This window comes from Polaromonas jejuensis NBRC 106434, assembly GCF_001598235.1.
Taxonomy (GTDB): Bacteria; Pseudomonadota; Gammaproteobacteria; order Burkholderiales; family Burkholderiaceae_C; genus Polaromonas; species Polaromonas jejuensis.
In genome coordinates this window covers 1-18,608 of the sequence record NZ_BCYO01000046.1, presented here as the reverse complement: position 1 = coordinate 18,608, position 18,608 = coordinate 1, and the positions used below count along the sequence as shown (strand labels likewise).

The 18,608-nt window shown below is 60.1% G+C and carries 23 protein-coding genes and 1 pseudogene; 16 read left to right on the top strand and 8 right to left on the bottom strand.

Annotated features, from left to right (window positions below):
- The first annotated feature begins 251 nt into the window (after nt 1-251).
- The 9 genes from PJE01S_RS23370 to PJE01S_RS23330 all read left to right on the top strand — a co-directional run bounded on the left by PJE01S_RS23370 (nt 252) and on the right by PJE01S_RS23330 (nt 8,114).
- Nucleotides 252-1,175: a hypothetical protein gene (locus PJE01S_RS23370; RefSeq protein WP_157090460.1), complete on the top strand. Its 924-nt coding sequence runs from the start codon at nt 252-254 to the stop codon at nt 1,173-1,175.
- Nucleotides 1,172-1,903, top strand: coding sequence for a caspase family protein (locus PJE01S_RS23365; protein WP_068836117.1), 732 nt, complete (start codon nt 1,172-1,174; stop codon nt 1,901-1,903). The genes PJE01S_RS23370 and PJE01S_RS23365 overlap by 4 nt, the downstream gene beginning before the upstream one ends.
- An 847-nt stretch (nt 1,904-2,750) precedes the next feature.
- Nucleotides 2,751-2,996: a hypothetical protein gene (locus tag PJE01S_RS23360; RefSeq protein ID WP_068836116.1), complete on the top strand. Its 246-nt coding sequence runs from the start codon at nt 2,751-2,753 to the stop codon at nt 2,994-2,996.
- Entirely contained in the window at nt 2,989-4,515 is a 1,527-nt protein-coding gene (locus PJE01S_RS23355) for an Arm DNA-binding domain-containing protein (protein WP_068836115.1), read from the top strand. The genes PJE01S_RS23360 and PJE01S_RS23355 overlap by 8 nt, the downstream gene beginning before the upstream one ends.
- A 123-nt stretch (nt 4,516-4,638) precedes the next feature.
- Nucleotides 4,639-5,034 carry a hypothetical protein gene (locus PJE01S_RS23350; protein WP_169804427.1) on the top strand — a complete coding sequence of 132 codons (396 nt, stop codon included), beginning with the start codon at nt 4,639-4,641 and terminating at the stop codon, nt 5,032-5,034.
- Nucleotides 5,035-5,093: 59 nt separating this feature from the next.
- Complete coding sequence (locus tag PJE01S_RS23345; RefSeq protein WP_068836113.1) at nt 5,094-5,762, top strand: hypothetical protein; 669 nt, start codon at nt 5,094-5,096, stop codon at nt 5,760-5,762.
- 155 nt (nt 5,763-5,917) lie between these two features.
- Nucleotides 5,918-6,355 carry a hypothetical protein gene (locus PJE01S_RS23340; RefSeq protein ID WP_157090459.1) on the top strand — a complete coding sequence of 146 codons (438 nt, stop codon included), beginning with the start codon at nt 5,918-5,920 and terminating at the stop codon, nt 6,353-6,355.
- 14 nt (nt 6,356-6,369) lie between these two features.
- Nucleotides 6,370-7,368, top strand: a complete 999-nt coding sequence (locus PJE01S_RS23335) for a GIY-YIG nuclease family protein (protein ID WP_068836111.1) — start codon at nt 6,370-6,372, stop codon at nt 7,366-7,368.
- Complete coding sequence (locus tag PJE01S_RS23330; RefSeq protein ID WP_068836110.1) at nt 7,365-8,114, top strand: hypothetical protein; 750 nt, start codon at nt 7,365-7,367, stop codon at nt 8,112-8,114. The genes PJE01S_RS23335 and PJE01S_RS23330 overlap by 4 nt, the downstream gene beginning before the upstream one ends.
- Before the next feature lie 6 nt (nt 8,115-8,120).
- Here the strand turns inward: PJE01S_RS23330 and PJE01S_RS23325 are convergent, their stop codons facing one another.
- Nucleotides 8,121-8,414, bottom strand: coding sequence for a helix-turn-helix domain-containing protein (locus PJE01S_RS23325; protein ID WP_084389729.1), 294 nt, complete (start codon nt 8,412-8,414; stop codon nt 8,121-8,123).
- Between the two features lie 84 nt (nt 8,415-8,498).
- On the opposite strand from PJE01S_RS23325, the gene PJE01S_RS23320 reads away from it, so the two are divergent.
- Together PJE01S_RS23320 and PJE01S_RS25435 are read left to right on the top strand one after the other, a co-directional pair.
- Nucleotides 8,499-8,966, top strand: coding sequence for a zinc ribbon domain-containing protein (locus PJE01S_RS23320; RefSeq protein ID WP_068836109.1), 468 nt, complete (start codon nt 8,499-8,501; stop codon nt 8,964-8,966).
- 65 nt (nt 8,967-9,031) lie between these two features.
- Entirely contained in the window at nt 9,032-9,331 is a 300-nt protein-coding gene (locus tag PJE01S_RS25435; RefSeq protein WP_157090458.1) for a hypothetical protein, read from the top strand.
- Nucleotides 9,332-9,462: 131 nt separating this feature from the next.
- Here PJE01S_RS25435 and PJE01S_RS26370 read toward each other — a convergent pair whose 3' ends face one another.
- A complete protein-coding gene (locus PJE01S_RS26370) occupies nt 9,463-9,624 on the bottom strand; it encodes a DUF4113 domain-containing protein (protein WP_339374697.1) in 162 nt (53 codons plus the stop codon).
- A 127-nt stretch (nt 9,625-9,751) separates the two neighbouring features.
- A pseudogene (locus tag PJE01S_RS26365) lies at nt 9,752-9,961 on the bottom strand (DinB/UmuC family translesion DNA polymerase); the annotation flags it as partial.
- Between PJE01S_RS26365 and PJE01S_RS26360 the strand changes: the two are divergent.
- The 3 genes from PJE01S_RS26360 to PJE01S_RS23310 all read left to right on the top strand — a co-directional run bounded on the left by PJE01S_RS26360 (nt 9,872) and on the right by PJE01S_RS23310 (nt 11,492).
- A complete protein-coding gene (locus PJE01S_RS26360) occupies nt 9,872-10,105 on the top strand; it encodes a hypothetical protein (protein WP_339374698.1) in 234 nt (77 codons plus the stop codon). The pseudogene PJE01S_RS26365 and the gene PJE01S_RS26360 overlap by 90 nt on opposite strands.
- Before the next feature lie 149 nt (nt 10,106-10,254).
- The gene (locus PJE01S_RS26235; RefSeq protein WP_281178643.1) at nt 10,255-10,380 is read left to right on the top strand and encodes a hypothetical protein; all 126 of its coding nucleotides are present in this window, start codon (nt 10,255-10,257) and stop codon (nt 10,378-10,380) included.
- A gap of 275 nt (nt 10,381-10,655) precedes the next feature.
- A complete protein-coding gene (locus tag PJE01S_RS23310) occupies nt 10,656-11,492 on the top strand; it encodes a FadR/GntR family transcriptional regulator (RefSeq protein ID WP_068836120.1) in 837 nt (278 codons plus the stop codon).
- 309 nt (nt 11,493-11,801) lie between these two features.
- Here PJE01S_RS23310 and alr read toward each other — a convergent pair whose 3' ends face one another.
- The 5 genes from alr to PJE01S_RS23285 all read right to left on the bottom strand — a co-directional run bounded on the left by alr (nt 11,802) and on the right by PJE01S_RS23285 (nt 16,376).
- The gene (alr, locus tag PJE01S_RS23305) at nt 11,802-13,034 is read right to left on the bottom strand and encodes an alanine racemase (protein WP_068836108.1); all 1,233 of its coding nucleotides are present in this window, start codon (nt 13,032-13,034) and stop codon (nt 11,802-11,804) included.
- Nucleotides 13,035-13,154: 120 nt separating this feature from the next.
- Nucleotides 13,155-13,898, bottom strand: a complete 744-nt coding sequence (locus PJE01S_RS23300) for an amino acid ABC transporter ATP-binding protein (protein ID WP_068836107.1) — start codon at nt 13,896-13,898, stop codon at nt 13,155-13,157.
- Nucleotides 13,895-14,683, bottom strand: a complete 789-nt coding sequence (locus PJE01S_RS23295; RefSeq protein WP_068836106.1) for an amino acid ABC transporter permease — start codon at nt 14,681-14,683, stop codon at nt 13,895-13,897. The genes PJE01S_RS23300 and PJE01S_RS23295 overlap by 4 nt, the downstream gene beginning before the upstream one ends.
- 25 nt (nt 14,684-14,708) lie before the next feature.
- Nucleotides 14,709-15,473: a transporter substrate-binding domain-containing protein gene (locus tag PJE01S_RS23290; protein WP_068836105.1), complete on the bottom strand. Its 765-nt coding sequence runs from the start codon at nt 15,471-15,473 to the stop codon at nt 14,709-14,711.
- A 480-nt stretch (nt 15,474-15,953) separates the two neighbouring features.
- The gene (locus tag PJE01S_RS23285; protein ID WP_068836104.1) at nt 15,954-16,376 is read right to left on the bottom strand and encodes an Lrp/AsnC family transcriptional regulator; all 423 of its coding nucleotides are present in this window, start codon (nt 16,374-16,376) and stop codon (nt 15,954-15,956) included.
- Between the two features lie 140 nt (nt 16,377-16,516).
- On the opposite strand from PJE01S_RS23285, the gene ocd reads away from it, so the two are divergent.
- Nucleotides 16,517-17,566 (top strand): ornithine cyclodeaminase, encoded by a 1,050-nt coding sequence (gene ocd, locus PJE01S_RS23280; protein ID WP_068836103.1) that lies wholly within the window; start codon nt 16,517-16,519, stop codon nt 17,564-17,566.
- A 41-nt stretch (nt 17,567-17,607) separates the two neighbouring features.
- A complete protein-coding gene (gene ctlX, locus PJE01S_RS23275; RefSeq protein ID WP_218017559.1) occupies nt 17,608-18,543 on the top strand; it encodes a citrulline utilization hydrolase CtlX in 936 nt (311 codons plus the stop codon).
- Nucleotides 18,544-18,608: the final 65 nt, after the last annotated feature.

Genomic DNA, 18,608 nt, shown 5'->3' with positions numbered 1-18,608 from the left:
ATGGCGCCGATTTCGATGATTGCTGCACCCGCAACAGAGCCAGAAGCCGGCAGTTCCGAGCGACTGCTGTCCGGCGACGTCCCCAAGGTCATAATCACCAACTTCGAATGAGCGTGAAGCCGTTCAAAAGCATCGGGTGTGGGTCCGTCTGCAGCTAGTCCTGAGCGGATTGAATCCAATGGGCCTGACTCGCGGCCATGATTTGGCTCACCAGAATGTGAGTTAAATTCCAACTAAAACAGGGGGAGCACGTGAGCGAAATTAAAGTCAACCCAGGTCTAGAGGGCGACGTTGAAGTCATGTCTGACGTGGAGCTGAGTCAAATGCTACAGCGCTCCCCACGCGGCGACTACGTTGAGACATGGCAGCATCACAAGATAGGGTTCTTGATCAGGGCGGCCAAGGAGTTCGTAGTTCACATCGATGTGAATGGTGATCTCGACTGGGAAACCACACCCGAATACGACGAATCGGCCGCGAAGAGGGCGGGGTACAACGCGGCCAAGCACAACGCCATCATGAACGAATGCGCAGTTCTGGAGACGACGCCCTGCGCCGGACTGGCCCCCGACGCTGTAAAGCAATTCAAGCACTTGCTTGGCGAAGCGATGGCCAGTTCTTTGGACGGCGACTATGGGGCAGGTCAAAAAATGATCGTCGCCGCCCGACAGTATTTCCAAAATCGCAGCGAGGAGACGTCGCGAAAGTGGTACTTGCTGGCCAGTTTCAAGAGTGCACTCCCGATTGCCCTACTGGGCATCGCCTTGTGGTTGTCCCGCGATTTTGCGATAAAGCTGCTCGGCATAACCGGGTTCTGGCTTGTGTTGGCCAGTTGCGCAGGTGGTGTCGGCGCGCTCTTTTCGGTGATCACACGCAGCGGTCGGCTTAAGTTCGACTGCTCTGCCGGCGAGGGACTTCACAACCTCGAAGCGTATTCTCGCATCGCCGCAGGCGTGTTTTCCGGGCTGCTCACTGCGCTTGCTGTGAAGTCGCAAATGATCTTCGCGCCATTGACCCAGGGCGGGCGAATCCATCTGACCATGGTGCTGGTCGCCTTGGCCGCTGGGGCGGGCGAACGCTTGGCTTCATCGATCATTTCGAAGTTCGATTCAGCTGGCCCGAAAACATTTGGTGGCGAAGTTAAAACAGCAAAAACCAATGGGAACCAACGATGAACAGAAAAGCTTTGATTATTGGTGCGCCAGCCCCGGATATCCCGGGGGTTAAAACAGACTTGAAAAACTATCGAGACTTTCTGCTGTCGCCGCTAGGAGGTGCCTGGGTTTCAAGCGAGGTAGTCACTTTGATATCGCCGAGCGAAGCAGATGTCTCGGCGCAAATTCAAAGCCTCTCTAACGCCTCTTATTCGCTTGTCGTCTTCGCGGGGCACGGCCGACATCCCACTCAAGATGGTTCCACACTAGTCGAACTGCGGCCCGGCCTCGAAATTGACAGCGTGAGGCTCAGGAGGGGCGCTGAGAAGCACACATTGATTCTTGATTGCTGTCGAAAGCTATCAAAAACGTTGTTGACGGAGGACGTGCTAGCGAAGGCGGCGAAACGTGAACTTGTCCTAACGGCGAGCGAATGTCGGACGTACTACGATAAACGGATTGCCGACTGCGGCAAGGGTCTCGTCGTGCTGTTTGCGTGTGGGATCGACGAAACCGCCGGAGAGTCGCCCCAGGCTGGTGGCTACTACTCAGCATCGTTAATGGCGGCGGCGCATGAGTGGAAAAGCACGAGTGACATTGATCTCGCAAAGTCGTACAAGATCATGTCAATCACGGACGTTCACGAGCAGGCTGCGACTCGCGTGAAGGCGCTAAGTGGCAGCCGGCAAAATCCGACGAGCGAATACCCTCGCACTGAACTCCGCTTTCCGTTTGCGGTACTTGCTTGACAACCCGTTCGGCTAGGGAACTAATTCTGCGGCGTTGACCGACGGGCTCGGACTCGCTTTAGACGTGAGGCCGGTTCGACTAACGCCCGTGACGCCCGTCAGCCTCTGTCGTTCAACCGCTGATATAGAACCTTAGCGCGTCTTAAACGCCCGCTTGCTGGCGTGCCGGGACTTGGGGGCAAATGTCACCTTTGGGTCGTCAAGCCGGTCATGAACGCTGACCTGGAATTCAATTGGGTTGCCGGTAAGCCCGACACCGACGATCGGCAGCAAACGCTGCGAACCCGACATTCGATGAATTCGACTAAAGGGCGGATGCGGGCCCAATGCGGGCGCTTCGGGTCTTGTCTGAAGCGGCTGCATGATGCCATTAAAGTCTACAAGGGCCCGGCACTTCGACAAGGCTGGTGAGCGGCTGCAACTCACCGTCGCGATGTCAAGCCCGGCTGTCAGTGGTTACCTGCTCTTTAGCCGGGCGGTTTGAGTGCATTGCATGTTGCGCTCAGTTGGCTCATCACGCCTTTGAACCTTTAGTAGTGGACTTTCTGCGATCAACTTCGCTATCAGATAGGTCTTGGCCCAGGTACATCTCCAACGCAAAACGCAGGATGTCAGATCGGGAGGGAATAGTTCCCATTTGAGCGGAAAGTTCAATCCGCTTTGCGTCAATCAACTTACCGAGTTGATCGGAGATCCGAAGGTTAAGTTGACTGCGTTCCATGTCGGGTGAGTGAAAGAACTCGATTCTAGCTAGCTAAAAATTATTTTGGTAGACATGTTGACAATTCATTTGGTTCGCTTAATATAAATATGTCTACCAATATCAACGGTAGCGAAAGGAGCGAAAATGAGTTCAGAGTTTTTGACCACAGACGAGCTGTCGGCCCGTATCAAATATGACGTTCGCACCATACGCGAACGGCTCAAGGACAGCGTATTGCTGGAGGGGGTCCATTACTTCCGTCCATTTGGTGGACGGAAGATTCTCTACATATGGGAGAGCATTCAGCGTGACATGATGGTGGAGTCGCGGGTTAGGCCGGTCGGCATGGTTGGAATCCCGATGGCCAATGGAGGTGTCCTCCATGCCTAGTGTTCGCGTACACAAGCCCAACGGCGCGCTATTCTTCGATTTCCGGTACGACGGTGAGCGGTGCCGTGAATATACGTTGCTGCCCGACACCCCTGCCAACCGCAAGAAGCTGGAAAAGGTACTGGCCAAGATCGAAGCAGAAATCGAGGCCGGCACCTTCGTCTATGCCAACTACTTCCCCAACAGCAAGGCCCTCAAGCGATTGTCGCGGCCTGCTGTGCCGGAATTGGTCGAGACGCCGGTTGCTCAGGCGGCAGCTGTCGCCGCAGGGGATTCAGTGGTCGAGGCGGTACGGGCCACACCCCTGTTCCGCGACTTCGCCAACCAATGGGTCGACGAACACAGCATCGAATGGCGGCGCAGCCACATCCGCTCCCTGCTGTCCACGCTGAACAGCCGCCTGATTCCTCACTTCGGAGGCAAGGCGGTCGGCCAAATCACCAAATCTGACATTCTTGCCTTCCGCGCCACACTCGCCAAAGTTAAAGGTCGCGGAGAGAACGTTGGACTCTCACCCAAGCGCATCAATGAAATCATTGGCACGCTCAATCAGATCATGGACGAAGCAGCCGACCGGTTCGAGTTTACGTCACCGACCACCAACATCAAACGCCTGCGAGTCCGCAAAACCGATGTGGACCCGTTCAGCCTGGTCGACGTCCAGCGCATCCTGGCGACCGTCAGGGTCGACTACAAGCAATACTTCACCACGCGTTTCTTCACCGGCATGCGCACCGGTGAAGTCCATGGCCTGAAGTGGAAATACGTCGACTTTGAGCTGCGCATCATCCGGGTGCGCGAGACCTTCGTGCTCGGTGAAGACGAATACACCAAGACCGACGGCAGCCAGCGCGACATCCAGATGAGCCAGCCGGTGTTCGATGCCCTGCAGGCTCAATACGAGGCGACCGGCAAGTTGTCCGAGTACGTGTTCTGCAACCTGCTCGGCACGCCGCTGGACAACAAGAACTTCTCGGACCGGATCTGGTATCCATTGCTGCGGCATCTCGGACTGGAAAAGCGCCGTCCCTACCAGATGCGCCATACCGCAGCCACGCTCTGGCTGGCCTCCGGCGAGGCGCCGGAATGGATTGCCCGCCAGCTGGGCCACACCAGCACCGAGATGCTGTTCCGGGTCTACAGCCGCTACGTGCCCAACCTGACCCGCCAGGACGGTTCCGCCATGGAGCGTCTGCTGGCAAGTCAAATGTCGACCGGGGCGCTGATGCCGATCGAAGGAGCCGGGCAGGGCGGGGCGGCCGGAACTTCCGCTGGAGCCCGCACCTTGTATGTGCCGGCTGGCGAGGTTTCGCCGCAGCCCATTCCCAAACCGCGCGGCATTCATGGTGCGCGCCATGACGCAAGGCGTACTACAGGTTCGGTTCACCCGGTCCGCTCGGCTCGTCCTTCCGACGATGACAGCGTCATCAAACCTGATGCCTACGGCGGCAGCGAACCGCAGCCGCCGCCCTGGCGGATGAGGGTCTCAGGATCACGGCCAGTCCATTGGCCGACCTGATACCCAGCGACCCGCCTCTACAGCCTGAACCCGAAATGACACCGCCGCAAGCCCGCTTGCAGCGGTCCGGGGGAAGGCTTGCCCGAAATTCAAGCAAACCGCATTCACCAACAGGAAATCATCATGACGACATCCAAGCGTAACGCCCCCAAGCCCAGCCAAACCCCAGCGGCCGATCAACCCAAGCTGGCCCGCATTCACGACCTGACAGGTTTTGTGGCCGTCAGCATCCCGCCCGAGCTCAGGCAGATCCTCGGCGAAGAGGAATATGACAGTCACATCAAGGAGATGGAAGCGTTCGAAATCGGGTGGATCATCCGCGTGCCCAACGACGTGGTCTATCTGCGCTCTAAATTGGTGACGTTTCCCTTGGGCGGTGGCGTAACGGTCCAGCCGCTTGATCCCCAAGCCGGCACGGCCAAGGCAAAGGAAAAGGGCAAGTCGGCAGTTGCACCAAGCCCCGAGCCGTCTTCTAGGACACCGGAAAAGTCAGCCCGCAAGCCGCGAGGCCAGGCATGAGGCCGCGGCCGATCCGCATTCACAACAGTCCCGCCCAGCCCACTCCACGAAAGCCTCTCATGAACAAACCCATTCCCAGCCGTATTCATCGCACCCATCGCGACAACTCCGTCGCCTCCGCCCAAACGGATCAGGGTCTGCCACAGGGTCTGCCGCCCCTGAGCCAGCTTCCTGACAGCATGCGTCCCTTCTACGGCGAGGCCATTACGGAGGAGTTTGTGAAGAACTTCCTGGGCAACAAGGCCGTAGTGGACGCTTACTATCATCCCAGGGCAATCGCAGGAGTGATCAACGCCAGCGATCCCGCAAGTCCTTCGGATTTGCCCACGGTGATCCCCATGGCCGCGGCGATGCGGGCCGCCACTCAGGCGGCAGCCATGGAGTTGATCAAGCCGCACGAACGGGCCCTGGTCCACCTGGCCACCATCGTCTATCCCTGTGGCCTCTTCTTTTGCGCCCACCTGGACGACCCGCATGCGTTAGCCGTGGGGCCGCAGTTCCACCAGGTCGCATTGATGCGCAGCATGCTGCTGGAGCAACCCCTGAAGAAACTCAAGGGCCGGCACACCGCGATGGGCAACACGCTGGCGGCCGTTCTGGGCCTGGCCTACAGCGCCGAAGACGTGGACCTGGAGCAGGTGTCACGCCTGGCGACGGCGGTCCATCTGGCCAACGCCAGGATCACAACGCTTTGGGCGCCGCCAGAACCAGCAGCGCAGCGCCACTGAAAAAGAGCCTGAGTGACAAGGGCAAACCGGGATCGATTTGCGCTTGTCATGTACCTTCCAGCGCCCTTGAACCTTGAAGCGTTTATGCGACGTGATGGTTCAGCCGCATTCATTCACTCAATCACTTGTTAAGAGGTAAAAAAATGCCAGAAAACATGCCCCCAACCCCACCCGAAAACCCCTCCACGCCCACCGGCAAAGAGAGCAAAAGCGACCCCTTGGATCGGTTCCTGGTGCTTTTCTTTGCCTTGCTGATGGGGCTGCCCTTGATCCTGTTCCTGTTCTGGGTCGGCAGCTATTGGTGGCAGTCCGAGGTGATCTCGAGCCGGCCCATCGGCAATTTCATCCGCATGAGCGGGCCGGGCGGATTGCGGAGCAGGGTGGTGATCGAAACCGACACCGGGTCCTATCCCTTGTTGTGGGCGCCCGTCATCAGCAAGGGCACCCCGTTGCTACTTGAGCTGCGCGGTACCGGCGAGCGCTTCGTTTGCGACCTGCCCCACACGCTGTGCATCAAAACCACGCCTGATGAATTTACGCAGTCGGCCCAGCCCTTGAATCCAGCCGGTCCCTCCCATCCAGCCAAGCCATAGAACGGAAACCAGCCATGACCCAGACCAAATCCCTGTTTCATTCCCAGCGGCCCCTCCATAAAAAGCTGGTTCGCCAAATCCACCAGTGCGAGCCGTCCCAGCCCATGGGCGTCTGGCTGCCCAGAAGACCAGGACACCCGGCCAGTGGCGGCGTAAACCGCCAGGCTCCAAATCAGCCAAGCTACGTCTACCTGTTTGTTCACGCCACGGAAAACCGCTTCAAGATTGGCAAAAGCCAATCGCCGATTGACCGTTTGGCCCAGCTGCCCGAGGCCGAACAGATTGACGGGACGCAATCGCTTCGGGTGGCGCTGCCGGATCGCCTGCGTGCGGGCCAAGTCGAATCCCTGCTGCACAAGGGCCTGGCGGGCTATCGCCTGCAGCTGTCCTGGATGAGCGCTTCGGGCATGTTCAGGGCCTGGCCCCAGCCATGGGATGGGGCGACCGAATGGTTCAGCCTGGCGGGGCTGCGGCATGCCATCGAATTGTTGCGCGCCGTGCCGGGACTGAATGACGCAGAAGGCGTGCTGCTGCAAACCCTGGACGGCCAGCCCTATTGGCTGGACCGCCGCGACGCTCACCTGTCCCTGCAGGAACAGCGCAGGCACGACGCGGGGCGCTACAACCTGGGCCGGATCGACCATGTCTGCGATGTGCTCATGCTGATCAAGCGCCACCTCGATCTCTGCTGGAAAGAAAGCAATGACCAGAAGGCGAGCGCCGGCATCCTGCGCATCAAGGGCTTCAAGCCGTGGTGGACGATGGAGCATCTGGCGCCCCGTCTGGCGCTCACCAGCCATGAGCTGTGGGCCCTGAAGACCGGCAAGCTCCCCAGCAAGCCGGACCGTGCAATGCAAGCCTTCACGCCGCTGGTGAGGCTCATCCGCTATGCCGGTGATGAACCCAACGATCTGGAGCTGGTGTTCAACGCCATGGAGCGGATCAGGAGGCTGCCGGCGGGCGCGGTGATCACGCGGCGCTGGGCCGCGTTCCGGGAGGTCATCACATCATGAACCTCTACCCGCTGCAACTTGAAGTGCTGCAAATCCATGCCCAGCTGAAAAAGCCCACACCGGAACCCGCACCTTCTCAAACAATACTGGCGCTGGAACAGATCTTCGACACCCTGATGACGTGGTGCGATGAGCGGCTGCTGTTCATGGGCGGCTCGCTGGAGGTGATGGTCATCTACGCGCCCCTGCGACCGATGACCACCCGGCAGCGGCGGCAGCTGCGCCAACTCATTGAATCCCAGGTGGGTGTCACGGGATGCCAGATGGAGGTCGTTGACCCGCTGTCCATTCACTCTTTGAGGGTGAAGGCGGCGTGCCTGGAGGCGTTGAGCCAGGCGCAGCGGTATCTGGCAGACCGCATGGCTGATTGCGCGGATGCACTGGCCGGATTGGACCCCTCCGCCAGCAGAAGCTGGAGCGCCTCGGTAGACCGTCATGGTGCCAGCCTTGCCCTGGAAAACTGGTCGCTGCAGATCTGGCTGTCCATCTCCAGGCCGGACCGTGCACCTGTGCCTGAATTCAGCAGCTTTGTGCGCAAAGCCATTGAACTGCGGGATGTCGAAGCGTTCATTCCGGACTGGCTGGGCCTGCACTGGCGCCGGGTGGAGATCGATCGGGATTTGTCGGTTGGCCAGTGGGTGGCCGAAACCCATGGCTGGCGGGTCAATGTGTACGGGCAACCGACGGCGCAGCTGACGCATCGTGAGGTGATGCTGCGCTTGATGGGGGCGGTCTGCGCGGCTTAGCACCCGTCAGCGGGCGACGCGGCCGCGGGAAACCGGGCGGGACGACCGCACCTTGCGGATAGGGGTGGGCTTGACATCCGGCATGGCGAGCAGGGCCGCGAGGTCGATTTCCAGTCCTTGCGCCAATGCATGCAGCACCGTCAGCGTGGGATTGGCCAGCCCGGACTCTATCCGGCTCATGTAGGTGCGAAACAGCCCGCAGCGATCCGCCAGCTCTTCCTGGGTGAGCGGGAACTCGGCGCGCAGCTGCTTGATGCGTAGTCCCAACGCTTTTCGGGGATCGGTAGGGGAAGTTGCCACCACCCCAATATCTGATTTGTATACTCATTCATACACACACCAATTCGTACATTTGAAACTTGAATTTACATAAGGAGAATGGGGATGAAGCAGGCGATGAATGAAGTCAAGAGGTTTTGTGGCCAATGCGGAGCCGCCGCCCGGCCGCAGGCGCGGTTTTGCGGGGAATGCGGGTTTGATATGGCGGCGATGCCGCAAGCAGCGGTTCAAATCATGGCGTCTGAGGCGCCACCCTCGTACCCGGAGTCTGGCGAGGCGGCCGGGGGTTCCTTGGGATTGGGCAAGGCCTGGATGATCTACCTGGGTGCCGCGCTGCTATGTATGGGTTCACTTCGGATGGCCAGCGGCACGGTGACCGGATGGGTCACGGTGCTGATCTACTTGGCCTCGAGCCTTGTCATGACCCGATATGTCATGCGCAATCTGATCGAGTTTCATCCGGTTCACAACACGGTCGGCAATGTATTCAGCGCCAAGATCTGGATGTTTCTGCTCTGGCCGTTTCACATGCTGGTTCTGCTGTTCAAACTGACTGTCAACAGATTGCTGTGAGCAAAGGAACCCATTTTGAAACTGCGTGGCTAGCAATAATTATTTAAATCTAGGTGAAATCGAAAATGAAATTTGGCAAAATTATTTTGTTGACAGCAATGTTGGGTTCTGCATTGATGTTGCAGGGGTGTCTTCAAAGTGAGGCTGATAAGCAGGCCGATGCAGCGAAGAAAGCTGTACTTTTTCAAAATATGTATCAACGCGGATTGGAGGAGCGTCACTGCGATATGACACAAATAAAGCCTCAAGGCCTGGCCAACTGCTGGAAAGAAGCGGACAAGAAATGGAAAGATGTACCGTCTGCTTACGTTGGAGAACCCCCGGCTGGCGTTACTCGCTCAAGTAAGCCGTACGTAGGCAAATGACGCTCCTAAAGTTCCAAAACTGTAGTTCCACAACACGTGGATATTTGGTGCCTTTGTTGTCTAGGGGGAGACCGGACTAGACTGCCGTCATTCGAATTCGGCAGGAGAATTGAAGGTTTCGACCAATAGCTTCACGCCCGCGCCACCGACATCTCATCCCAGCTCGTCGTGTAATGCGGTGTCCGCCGTTCCTGGCGCATCCTCCATTCGCGGTGGTGGTCGTCCACCCCGGTGCTGGCCACATGCACCGTGCCCTTGCCGTACCGGCCATTGAGCGCATCCATCGCGGTCATCAGGCGGGTGCGATCTTCGCCCGTATCGTCGGGCTCCAGATCCAGCTCGCACCGGTGCACGGTGCCCGGTGCCCGGCACCAGATCCAGCAGCATCACCCCAGCCTTGATCAGCTGAAAGCCTGGCTCGTAGATTTGCCGCAGGCCGGCAGTAGCAGCATGGACGAGCAGGGTAGTATCGGCAGTTGGCCGCCGCAGCGTCACCACCGTGCTGCGCGAAAACTTCGGCCCCGGCCGGTGCGGTGAGGTGTGAGCGAAGACCAGCAGTTGACTGGCCAGACTACCTTGCCGGCGCAGCTTCTCAGCTGCACGCCCGGCGAATTCGCTGACGGCCTCGATCAGCGGGTGCAGGTCGGTGACCGGATGACCGAAGCTACGGGTGCAGGCTATTTCTTTTTTGGGCTGAGGAGCGTCCTCCAGCTCAATGCACGGCTGGCCCTGCAACTCGCGCACTGTTCGCACTATTGGTTGTCATGGGTTTAGTAATTCTCAATAATGTCGCTTGCATACTTCTTTCTCACCTGATTGACTCCCATTGCTCAGGCAAGATCGTAAACAGGTTCTTACCGCCGCCCGTGGAGCGCCAACTGATGTATCTGGTATAGCGAGGCGAAAAGCCACTCGCAATATCCTTGGATCCACAGAGTTCGGCCCTGTGCGTGCTGTGCGTGCAGAAAGACGCGACCGACCGCGTGATTGACATGCTGCGCGACGCAATGGGCGAATTTCAACCTGGTGTCATGGCGATCTGTCACTGAACATCAATTGGCACAATCATTGTCGGCCACTCTTTGCAAAGGGGTCGCCTCTTGGCAGTGGGGACGCTTGCGTGGAACACTTCTTTCATACGCAGGTTATCGAGGATCGAAACCGCGAGTCGGCGAAGCCGCTACCCAGTGTGCACCTCGTAAGGCGGGGGAGCACCTTTTTCTGGGACCGGAGGGACTCACATGCAAAATTGGCCTGAAGCACCGCCCGATTTCCGGATCTCATCATAAACTGGCCGGTCCACCAAGACGAAGGAGTTGATTTGATATTCAATCTGGAAGCAGTTTCGGCCCAGCGCCTCTATCGCTTGATCGCCGACAAAATTACCCAAAAGATCCGCGACGGCGAGTTTCCGGTGGGTAGCCGGCTGCCCGGGGAACGTGATCTTGCGGAGGTTTTGGGCGTCAGCCGCTCTTCCGTGCGCGAGGCACTGATCGCGTTGGAACTGAGTGGCTATGTCGAGGTGCGCCTGGGGAGCGGCGTCTACGTGACAATGCCGCGCGAAGGCGCGAGCCTGAGCGCCAACGTCGGAGCCGAGATAGCCCCTGCGGTGCCTCGACCTGCGATGGATATTGGCCCTTTCGAACTGCTCGAGGCGCGCCTCCTCATTGAGCCCGAGGTCGCGGCGAGGGCGGCCCAGAACGCCAGTAATCAACAATTGGCCGTGATCCGCGAAACTCAAGAGGCCATGTCGGCCGGAGGGGCTCCCAACCAGCGGGATCGCGCCTTCCATGCAGCGATCGCGGCAGCCTGTGGCAACTCGGCGCTGGAAGCGGTGGTCCTGTCGCTCCGGGAACTCAGCGAAGCCAGCCCGGTCTATCAACGTTTGGACAAACATTTTGTCGGTCGCAAGGCTTGGAAGGCTGCCCTTGTCGAGCATGATCGCATCACCAATGCCATCCTCGAACGTGATCCCATACGCGCGCGCCACGAGATGTACGCCCACCTGCTGGCCATCATGGCGCGGCTTCGCGAGGACTTCGCCGACAACCCGTCTGCGATTTCCGCTCCCGCCAAACGCAAGGCTAACAGCCGCAAGACACACGCCAATGCTGGCGGCATGAGCAGCGCGACCGGCGTGGGCGGAACGCACGCACCGTAGCATCACACTGGTCGATCTGCCCGCCGCATTTCCTGCGGCTCACCCAACACGGGTTGCGACAACAACTGCAGGTGCTGCTCGGCGCACGACTACCACGGGGCTATCTGGACAGATCTTCAGGGGGACAGGCCGCGGTCCTCGCGCGCCATAGGGATCCTCTCGCACGCCACCCCCAACGGGCTGCCAGGGACGGGGGAAATAGGACAGCGAACTCCTGCTACCTGGTCTGATTTCCATGTGTTTGCTTGAGGCTGGCCCAACGCCGCGACATACGCCGCAGGCGGCCATAGAAGACGGTGCTTGCCTGCCTCAGCGCCGCACGACCTTCGGGTTGGAGTTTCCCCAAACCGCGTATTGGTCCGCAAGCAGCACGCCCGTCAGTTGTTCGATTTCTGTCTGCGTAATTTCGCCATCCCCCTGCTTGCCGAACAGCACGATCTCGTCTCCCGGCTTGACGCCCGGAATGTCGGTTACGTCCACCATCGTTGTGTTCATCGACACCTTGCCAACGACGAGTGCTCGCTGTCCGCGAACCAACACCGATCCCTTGTTGGTGTATGCGCGTCGATAGCCGTCAGAGTAGCCCACCGGCAGATTGGCCAGCAACGAATTGCGGTTCAGGGTGAAGGTCCGGTCATAGCCGACGGTGTTGCCCGCAGGATAGGCGTTGACCGAGGCAACACGCGACTTGAAGGACACCACATGCTGGAAGGCCGGCCGGGGCCCCACGTAGCCGTACAGAGCAGCTCCAGTACGTACCATGTCGAGATGCGCTTCAGGGACGTTGAGCGTGGCGAAAGAGTTCGCCACGTGCAGGATGACATCGCTGCGCTGCAGCCGCGTATTGGCGAACAGCCAGGCGGTTTCCCTTTTGAAGGCCTCCAGACCGTTCAGCACGTCGGGCCGCTCCTCCACCGCAAAATGAGTCATCACGCCAACGATGTGCAAGCCCTGCGTCTTCACGAGCGTTTGCGCGTCTTCCCGGCCCTTGTCGGTGCCGAGTTCGAGCCCGTTGCGGCTCATGCCGGCCGAATTCAATCCGAGATGCACCCGCACCCTACGCCGGTGCTTGCGCGCGATCTCGCCAATGGACTGCGCCAGCTCGAGGTTGCCCACCAGCTCTTCGACCGCATAGGGGAGCGCAGCCTCGACTTCGGCGGGCGTGGCGCTGCGCACCCGCATTAAACGGCCCTTGAAGCCGCTGGCCCGGACCACGCGCGCTTCCTCAGTGCTTGCGATGCCGACACAGGGCACGCGGGCCTTGATGATGCTCGGCATGAGCACCTCGATGCCGACACCGTAGGCATCGGCTTTCATGATGGCGCACAACTGGGCGTTGCCCGTCAACGCGCCTTGGACATGGCGCAAGTTCTGCTCGAAGACACTCAGGTCAACCTCAATCCAGGCGTTGGGGGACAGGGCGCGTCGGCCTTGGGTGCCGAGCATTGGCGCGGCGTGCGCTACGGTGGAAGTAAGTGCTGCGCCGATGGCGGCTGTGAGAAGGGTACGCCGGCTGTGAGGTGTAAAGCTAGGGGTTGGCATGGTTTGTCTCGGAAGTTATGGCAAAAGAACGAAAAAATTGGGGCGGCTCTCCCTTGGATGTCCGCCGACGCAGACCTCCAATGCATAGCCGTAGCAAGGTCGGCAATGTCCACCGGAGCGTCAGTGCTGCACGACGCGGTTCAGAAACGCCTTGATGCGCGGGTTGGTGTGCCCGTTGCTGAAGAACTGCGCGGGAGGCGCATCAAACGCAATCTGCCCCTGATCGAAGAACATCACGCGGTCAGCTACCTCGCGGGCGAAGCCCATTTCGTGCGTGACGACGATCATGGTCATGCCTGAGCTGGCAAGCTGGCGCATGACGTCCAGGACTTCTTTGACCATCTCTGGGTCCAGGGCGGAAGTGGGCTCGTCGAACAGCATGACACGCGGCTGCATCGCCAGCGCTCGCGCGATGGCCACGCGTTGCTGCTGTCCGCCCGACAACGCGAAGGGATGCTTGTGCGCATGGTCCTCGAGGCCCACACGCCGCAGCAGTTCCATCGCGCGCGCTTCGGCGTCTTTGCGCGACATCTTGCGCGCGCGCCGTGGCGCCAGCGTGATGTTGTCGAGCACCGTCAGATGGGCAAACAGATTGAACTGCTGGAACACCATTCCCACTTCCTGCCGGAGGGCGTCCAAGCTCTTGTGGTCGTCGTTGACCTCGATGCCATCTACCGTGATGCGCCCCTCGTCATGGCGCTCGAGTCGGTTGAGGGTGCGCAGTAGCGTGCTCTTCCCCGAGCCGGAGGCGCCGACGATCACCGTCACCTGGCCTGCCATGAACTCGGTGCTCACGTTGCATAGCACGTGGTGTGTGCCGAAGCGCTTGTGAACGTTCTCGACTTTGATCAGAGCTTCAGTCATGGCCGGCGGCCCTCCACGTCCAGGCGGTTCTCGACCGCATTTGAGATTTGCGTCAGCGCCGTGGTCAGCAGCAGATAGATCACGGCAGTCGTCGCCAGCGCCGGCAACGGCTGGAACGTCGCCGCCTGCATGCGGTTGCCAACATTGGTCAACTCAACTACGCCGATCGCGTACGCCAGAGAAGAGTCCTTCAGCAGCGAGATGAAGTTGTTGACCAGCGGCGGCAGGGACACCTTGAAGGCCTGGGGAAAAATGACGTCGATGAAGGTGTACAAGCGCGACAGGCCGAGCGAGCGGGCTGCTTCCGTCTGGCCGCGCGGCACCGCGAGAAGACCTGCGCGGATCGACTCTGCGTTGTACGCGCCCGCGTTGAACGCGAGGGCTACGCACGCGGAGGTAAAGTCATCCAACTGCAGGGCAGGCAGCAACACCGGTAGTGCCAGAAACACGAACAGAATCTGCACCAGCAACGGCGTGCCGCGAATGGCCCAGATGTAGAACGCGGCAAGCCAACGTGCAGGCTTAAAGGTAGATAGCTTGCCCAGTGCGGCCAGCACACCGAGAAGCACACCTGCAAGGCCGGAGACCAGCGTCAACTTGACAGTGGTGCGCGTCCCGTCGGCGAAGATCTCGGCGTTAGATGCAATGGGTTCCGGGGCCGCCGCGAGCGGAATGGCGATCAGCCACATCAGAAGCATCAGCACGATCACGCCGACAACAATGGCGAGTGTGCTGCGCTGGTGGCGTGACCAACCGGCGGGCCAGTTGGCGAATATGAAAGTCATGATCGACGCGGGTGGTCAATTGACATCACTTGCAGCGAACGTTTTCGCCAAAGTACTTGTTCGACACTGCGGCATAGCTTCCGTCAGCCAATGCTTCGGCCAGAGCCTTGTTGTACGCGGCGGCCAATCCCGTGTTGCCCTTGCCCACGGCTGCGGCAATGCGTTCGACGAATAGCAGGTCCCCCAGTTTCAGGTTCGCTTCGGGATTGGCTTTGACGGCCGCCAGCGCAACGAACTTGTCGGTGACCCAGGCGTCTACGCGGCCGGTTGCCAATGCCGTTCGAGCATCGCGGTCTTGCGGAAAGTTCTTGATTTCCTTGGGCTTGGTCAGTTTGCGAACGTTCTCCAGGTACGTCGATCCGGTTTGCACACCAACCACCTTGCCGTTCAAATCGGCAGGTGCGCGGATCGCGGGATCTCGCGAAACGATCGAACTGCCTGAGCAATAGTGTGGCGAGGCGAAGTCAACGGCCTTGGCCCGCTCTTCCGTGACGCCGTGCGATGACACGACCAGATCCCAGCGATCCTGTTGGAGCCCAGCGAGTAGGGAGTCGAAGCCCAAGGTCTTCCACTCGATAGCCAAGCCCATTTTCTTCACCACGATCTCTGCGACTTCGATCTCAAAGCCGCTCAGCTTCTTGCCCTCGAAGTAGTTGAAGGGCGGGAACTCTCCGCCGGTGGCAACGATGACTTTGCCGCTTTTCTGTATCTCTTCGAGGGGGCGAGCGTTGGCGGTCACCGCGCCCTGGATCAATACGACAGAAGCGAGGAGAAGGCGAATCAGTTTCATGATGAATGTCTCTTGATGGGTTTTTGTACTGGTCCAAACACACGCTCTGCGAGGCTCGTTCCAGGTCCTTTCCACGACCCGTGTTGACTCAAGGGTTTACCCTATGCCAGAGATAAAAATCTCTTGGTTTGCCACGCGAATCGAGGTGCTGAAAGTGTGCTGCCGGGTGCTGCTAATTAAAATGGCGCAAACTGGAACGTTTTGGATAATCTCAAGTCATTTTGGCTTGATTGAATTTGCACTTTGCGCGGTCGGCGCGTGCATGCGTGGGCCTTCCCCAATTCGGCGCGGATCGTTCGTATTCGCTCGAAAGGGACTCATAGGCCGATAGCCGATGGAGAGGTGCTTCTCAGCCGAGAGCGAGTTCTGAGATCGTGGGGGTCAATAGGTGGGAGGGCTGCGCCCACCTTTCAGGCGTGCAACGCGTGGCGGAGGCTTGCCGTACGCCAGAGGCGCCGAAGGCCTCGGGCTGCTCTTTGTCTAGAGCTTGTGTGTGGAAAGCAGGATGCTGGTCTCCGTGTTCGAAATACCCTGAACCTTGCGAATGGCGTTCAGCACCCTGTCAAACGCTTCCAAGTTATCGGCTCGCAGTTCGGCGACCAGGTCCCAGCGCCCGTTCGTGGTGTGTAGTGCAACCACGTTCGGATTGCCGCGCAGCACTCGGCGCACTTCTTCTCCGTGGTTCCCGTCGACCTCAATGCTCGTGAGGGCTCGTATTCGATGAAGCTCGGCTTCCGGCTTGAGCCGCACCGAGTAGCCGACGATCGTGCCGTCGGCCTCCATTTTTGCGATGCGGTTTTGCACGGTGGCACGCGCCACCCTCAGCTTCTTGGCCAAAGCCACAATGGGCATGCGGGCGTCCGCGCGCAAGAGGGAGATAAGTTCGCGGTCGGTATCGTCCATTTTGCTTTATGTATCTTTTAATGAGCAAAATGTAAATAAAAACGGATAACTTGGCAAGTTGAATGGTTCAAATTGGCGCGAAGAAAAGGAATAATTTCTCCTATTGCAGTATGCCGTAACCGCTTTCTCAAGGAGACATCATGACCCGCTTCGTAGACGTTCCAACCATGTCCCGCCTGGTGCAGGACATCGGGGTAACCCAGTTTATCGGCGACCTTGCCGACACCATCCAGGAGGACTTCATCCGCTGGCCGGATTTTGATAAATCTGCCCGGGTAGCCAACCATTCGGACATCGGCGTCATCGAACTCATGCCGGTGTCCAACGCCAAGCACTATGCCTTCAAGTACGTCAATGGCCACCCGAGCAACACGACGCGCGGCCTGTATACCGTCATGGCCTTCGGCGTGCTAGCCGAAGTCGAGACCGGCTACCCGGTGCTGCTGTCCGAGCTCACCGTGGCGACCGCGCTGCGCACCTGCGCCACCTCCCTGATGGCCGCCCGCGCCCTGGCGCGACCGGATGCCCGCCGCATGGCTTTGATCGGCAACGGTGCGCAAAGCGAGTTCCAGGCCCTGGCGTTCCACAGCCACCTGGGCATCGAGGAAATCGCGGTGTACGACGTGGACCCGCGCGCCACCGATAAGTTGATCCGCAACCTGTCGGTCTATCCCTCGCTCAAAATCATCCGCGCCGGCTCCACCGCCGAAGCGGTGCGCGGCGCCGACATCGTGACTACCGTCACCGCCGACAAGACCTACGCCACCATCCTGACGCCCGAGATGATCGAGCCGGGCATGCACATCAACGGCGTGGGCGGCGACTGTCCCGGCAAGACCGAACTGCATGCCGACGTGCTGCGCGGTGCGCGCGTGTTCGTCGAGTACGAGCCGCAGACGCGCATCGAGGGCGACATCCAGCAACTGCCCCATGACTTTCCGGTGGTGGACCTCTGGCGCGTGCTGGCCGGTATCGAAACCGGCCGCCAGCGCGCCGACCAGGTGACGGTGTTCGATTCCGTCGGCTTCGCCCTCGAGGACTACTCCGCGCTGCGCTATGTGCACGCGCAGGCCGAGCAGCGCAACCTGGGTGTGGACGTGGAGCTGGTGCCCTGGGCGGACGACCCGAAGGACCTGTTCCGCTACACCCGGTCCGGCGCCTCGCGCGCCGTCATGCGCCGCGTGGCGTGAGCGGCATCGATCAACTGCGAGACCCAGAAAGGCCAGCCGCCATGTCCACCATCCGCTCCATCCAGGCACCGGCCGCCGTCGTGATGATCCGGCCGCACCAGTTCACGCCCAACGCGGAAACCGCGTCCGACAACGCCTTCCAGAAGGTCGCCGCGCGCGAAGAAGCCCAGGCCGTGGCCGAAGCGGCGTACCGAGAGGTCACGGCCGCCGTCGAACGGCTGCAAGCCGAGGGCGTGCGCGTGCACCTGTTCGAAGACCTCGGCGAGCGTGACACACCCGATTCCGTGTTTCCGAACAACTGGTTCTCCACCCACCCGGGCGGGCATGTCGCGATCTATTCGATGTACTCGCCCAGCCGCCGCCGCGAGCGGCGCAGCGACGTGATCGAGATGCTCAAGACAGAGTACCGCGTGCAGGACGTGATCGACTACTCGGGTCTGGAGCAGGACAACCTGTTTCTCGAAGGCACCGGCGCGATGGTGTTCGACCACCTCGCGCGTGTCGCCTATACGGCGCGCTCCAACCGCGCCGACCCCGTAGTGCTGGAGCGCTTCAGCACGCACTTCAACTTCGAGCCCATGCTGTTCGACACGGCCGACGCGGCCGGCCTGCCGATCTACCACACCAACGTGCTGATGTGCGTGGCCACCGAATTCGCCCTGATCGGCATGGACGCGATCACCGATCCGCGCCGCGCCGCTGAGGTGCGCACACGCCTGGAGGAGTCGGGCCGCGAAGTCATCGCGCTGAGCCACGCGCAAATCGCCGAGTTCGCCGGCAACGCGATCGAGCTGTCGGGGCGCGACGGGCGCATCCTCGCACTGTCGCAGCGCGCCTGCGACAGCCTGACTGCTGAGCAGAAAGCCCGCGTCGAGCGCTCGGCCCGCCTGGTGCCGCTGGTCGTGCCCACCATCGAGATGGCCGGCGGCTCGGTGCGCTGCATGATCGCCGGCATCCACCTTTCGCCCCGTCACTAGAACAGAGCTCACGCCGCGACAGCGGCCGGACATTACCATGAACACCCCCATTACCAGCGCCGTAC

What these genes read in the sequence shown, in the direction of transcription:
- ctlX (WP_218017559.1), top strand. Translation starts at nt 17,608, where the DNA reads ATGTCCACCATCCGCTCCATCCAGGCACCGGCCGCCGTCGTGATGATC.
- PJE01S_RS23320 (WP_068836109.1), top strand. Translation starts at nt 8,499, where the DNA reads ATGAAGCAGGCGATGAATGAAGTCAAGAGGTTTTGTGGCCAATGCGGA.
- PJE01S_RS23300 (WP_068836107.1), bottom strand. Translation starts at nt 13,898, where the DNA reads ATGACTGAAGCTCTGATCAAAGTCGAGAACGTTCACAAGCGCTTCGGC.
- ocd (WP_068836103.1), top strand. Translation starts at nt 16,517, where the DNA reads ATGACCCGCTTCGTAGACGTTCCAACCATGTCCCGCCTGGTGCAGGAC.
- PJE01S_RS23285 (WP_068836104.1), bottom strand. Translation starts at nt 16,376, where the DNA reads ATGGACGATACCGACCGCGAACTTATCTCCCTCTTGCGCGCGGACGCC.
- PJE01S_RS23335 (WP_068836111.1), top strand. Translation starts at nt 6,370, where the DNA reads ATGACCCAGACCAAATCCCTGTTTCATTCCCAGCGGCCCCTCCATAAA.
- alr (WP_068836108.1), bottom strand. Translation starts at nt 13,034, where the DNA reads ATGCCAACCCCTAGCTTTACACCTCACAGCCGGCGTACCCTTCTCACA.
- PJE01S_RS23355 (WP_068836115.1), top strand. Translation starts at nt 2,989, where the DNA reads ATGCCTAGTGTTCGCGTACACAAGCCCAACGGCGCGCTATTCTTCGAT.
- PJE01S_RS23290 (WP_068836105.1), bottom strand. Translation starts at nt 15,473, where the DNA reads ATGAAACTGATTCGCCTTCTCCTCGCTTCTGTCGTATTGATCCAGGGC.
- PJE01S_RS23365 (WP_068836117.1), top strand. Translation starts at nt 1,172, where the DNA reads ATGAACAGAAAAGCTTTGATTATTGGTGCGCCAGCCCCGGATATCCCG.
- PJE01S_RS23350 (WP_169804427.1), top strand. Translation starts at nt 4,639, where the DNA reads ATGACGACATCCAAGCGTAACGCCCCCAAGCCCAGCCAAACCCCAGCG.
- PJE01S_RS23340 (WP_157090459.1), top strand. Translation starts at nt 5,918, where the DNA reads ATGCCCCCAACCCCACCCGAAAACCCCTCCACGCCCACCGGCAAAGAG.
- PJE01S_RS23345 (WP_068836113.1), top strand. Translation starts at nt 5,094, where the DNA reads ATGAACAAACCCATTCCCAGCCGTATTCATCGCACCCATCGCGACAAC.
- PJE01S_RS26370 (WP_339374697.1), bottom strand. Translation starts at nt 9,624, where the DNA reads ATGACCGCGATGGATGCGCTCAATGGCCGGTACGGCAAGGGCACGGTG.
- PJE01S_RS23360 (WP_068836116.1), top strand. Translation starts at nt 2,751, where the DNA reads ATGAGTTCAGAGTTTTTGACCACAGACGAGCTGTCGGCCCGTATCAAA.
- PJE01S_RS25435 (WP_157090458.1), top strand. Translation starts at nt 9,032, where the DNA reads ATGAAATTTGGCAAAATTATTTTGTTGACAGCAATGTTGGGTTCTGCA.
- PJE01S_RS23330 (WP_068836110.1), top strand. Translation starts at nt 7,365, where the DNA reads ATGAACCTCTACCCGCTGCAACTTGAAGTGCTGCAAATCCATGCCCAG.
- PJE01S_RS23295 (WP_068836106.1), bottom strand. Translation starts at nt 14,683, where the DNA reads ATGACTTTCATATTCGCCAACTGGCCCGCCGGTTGGTCACGCCACCAG.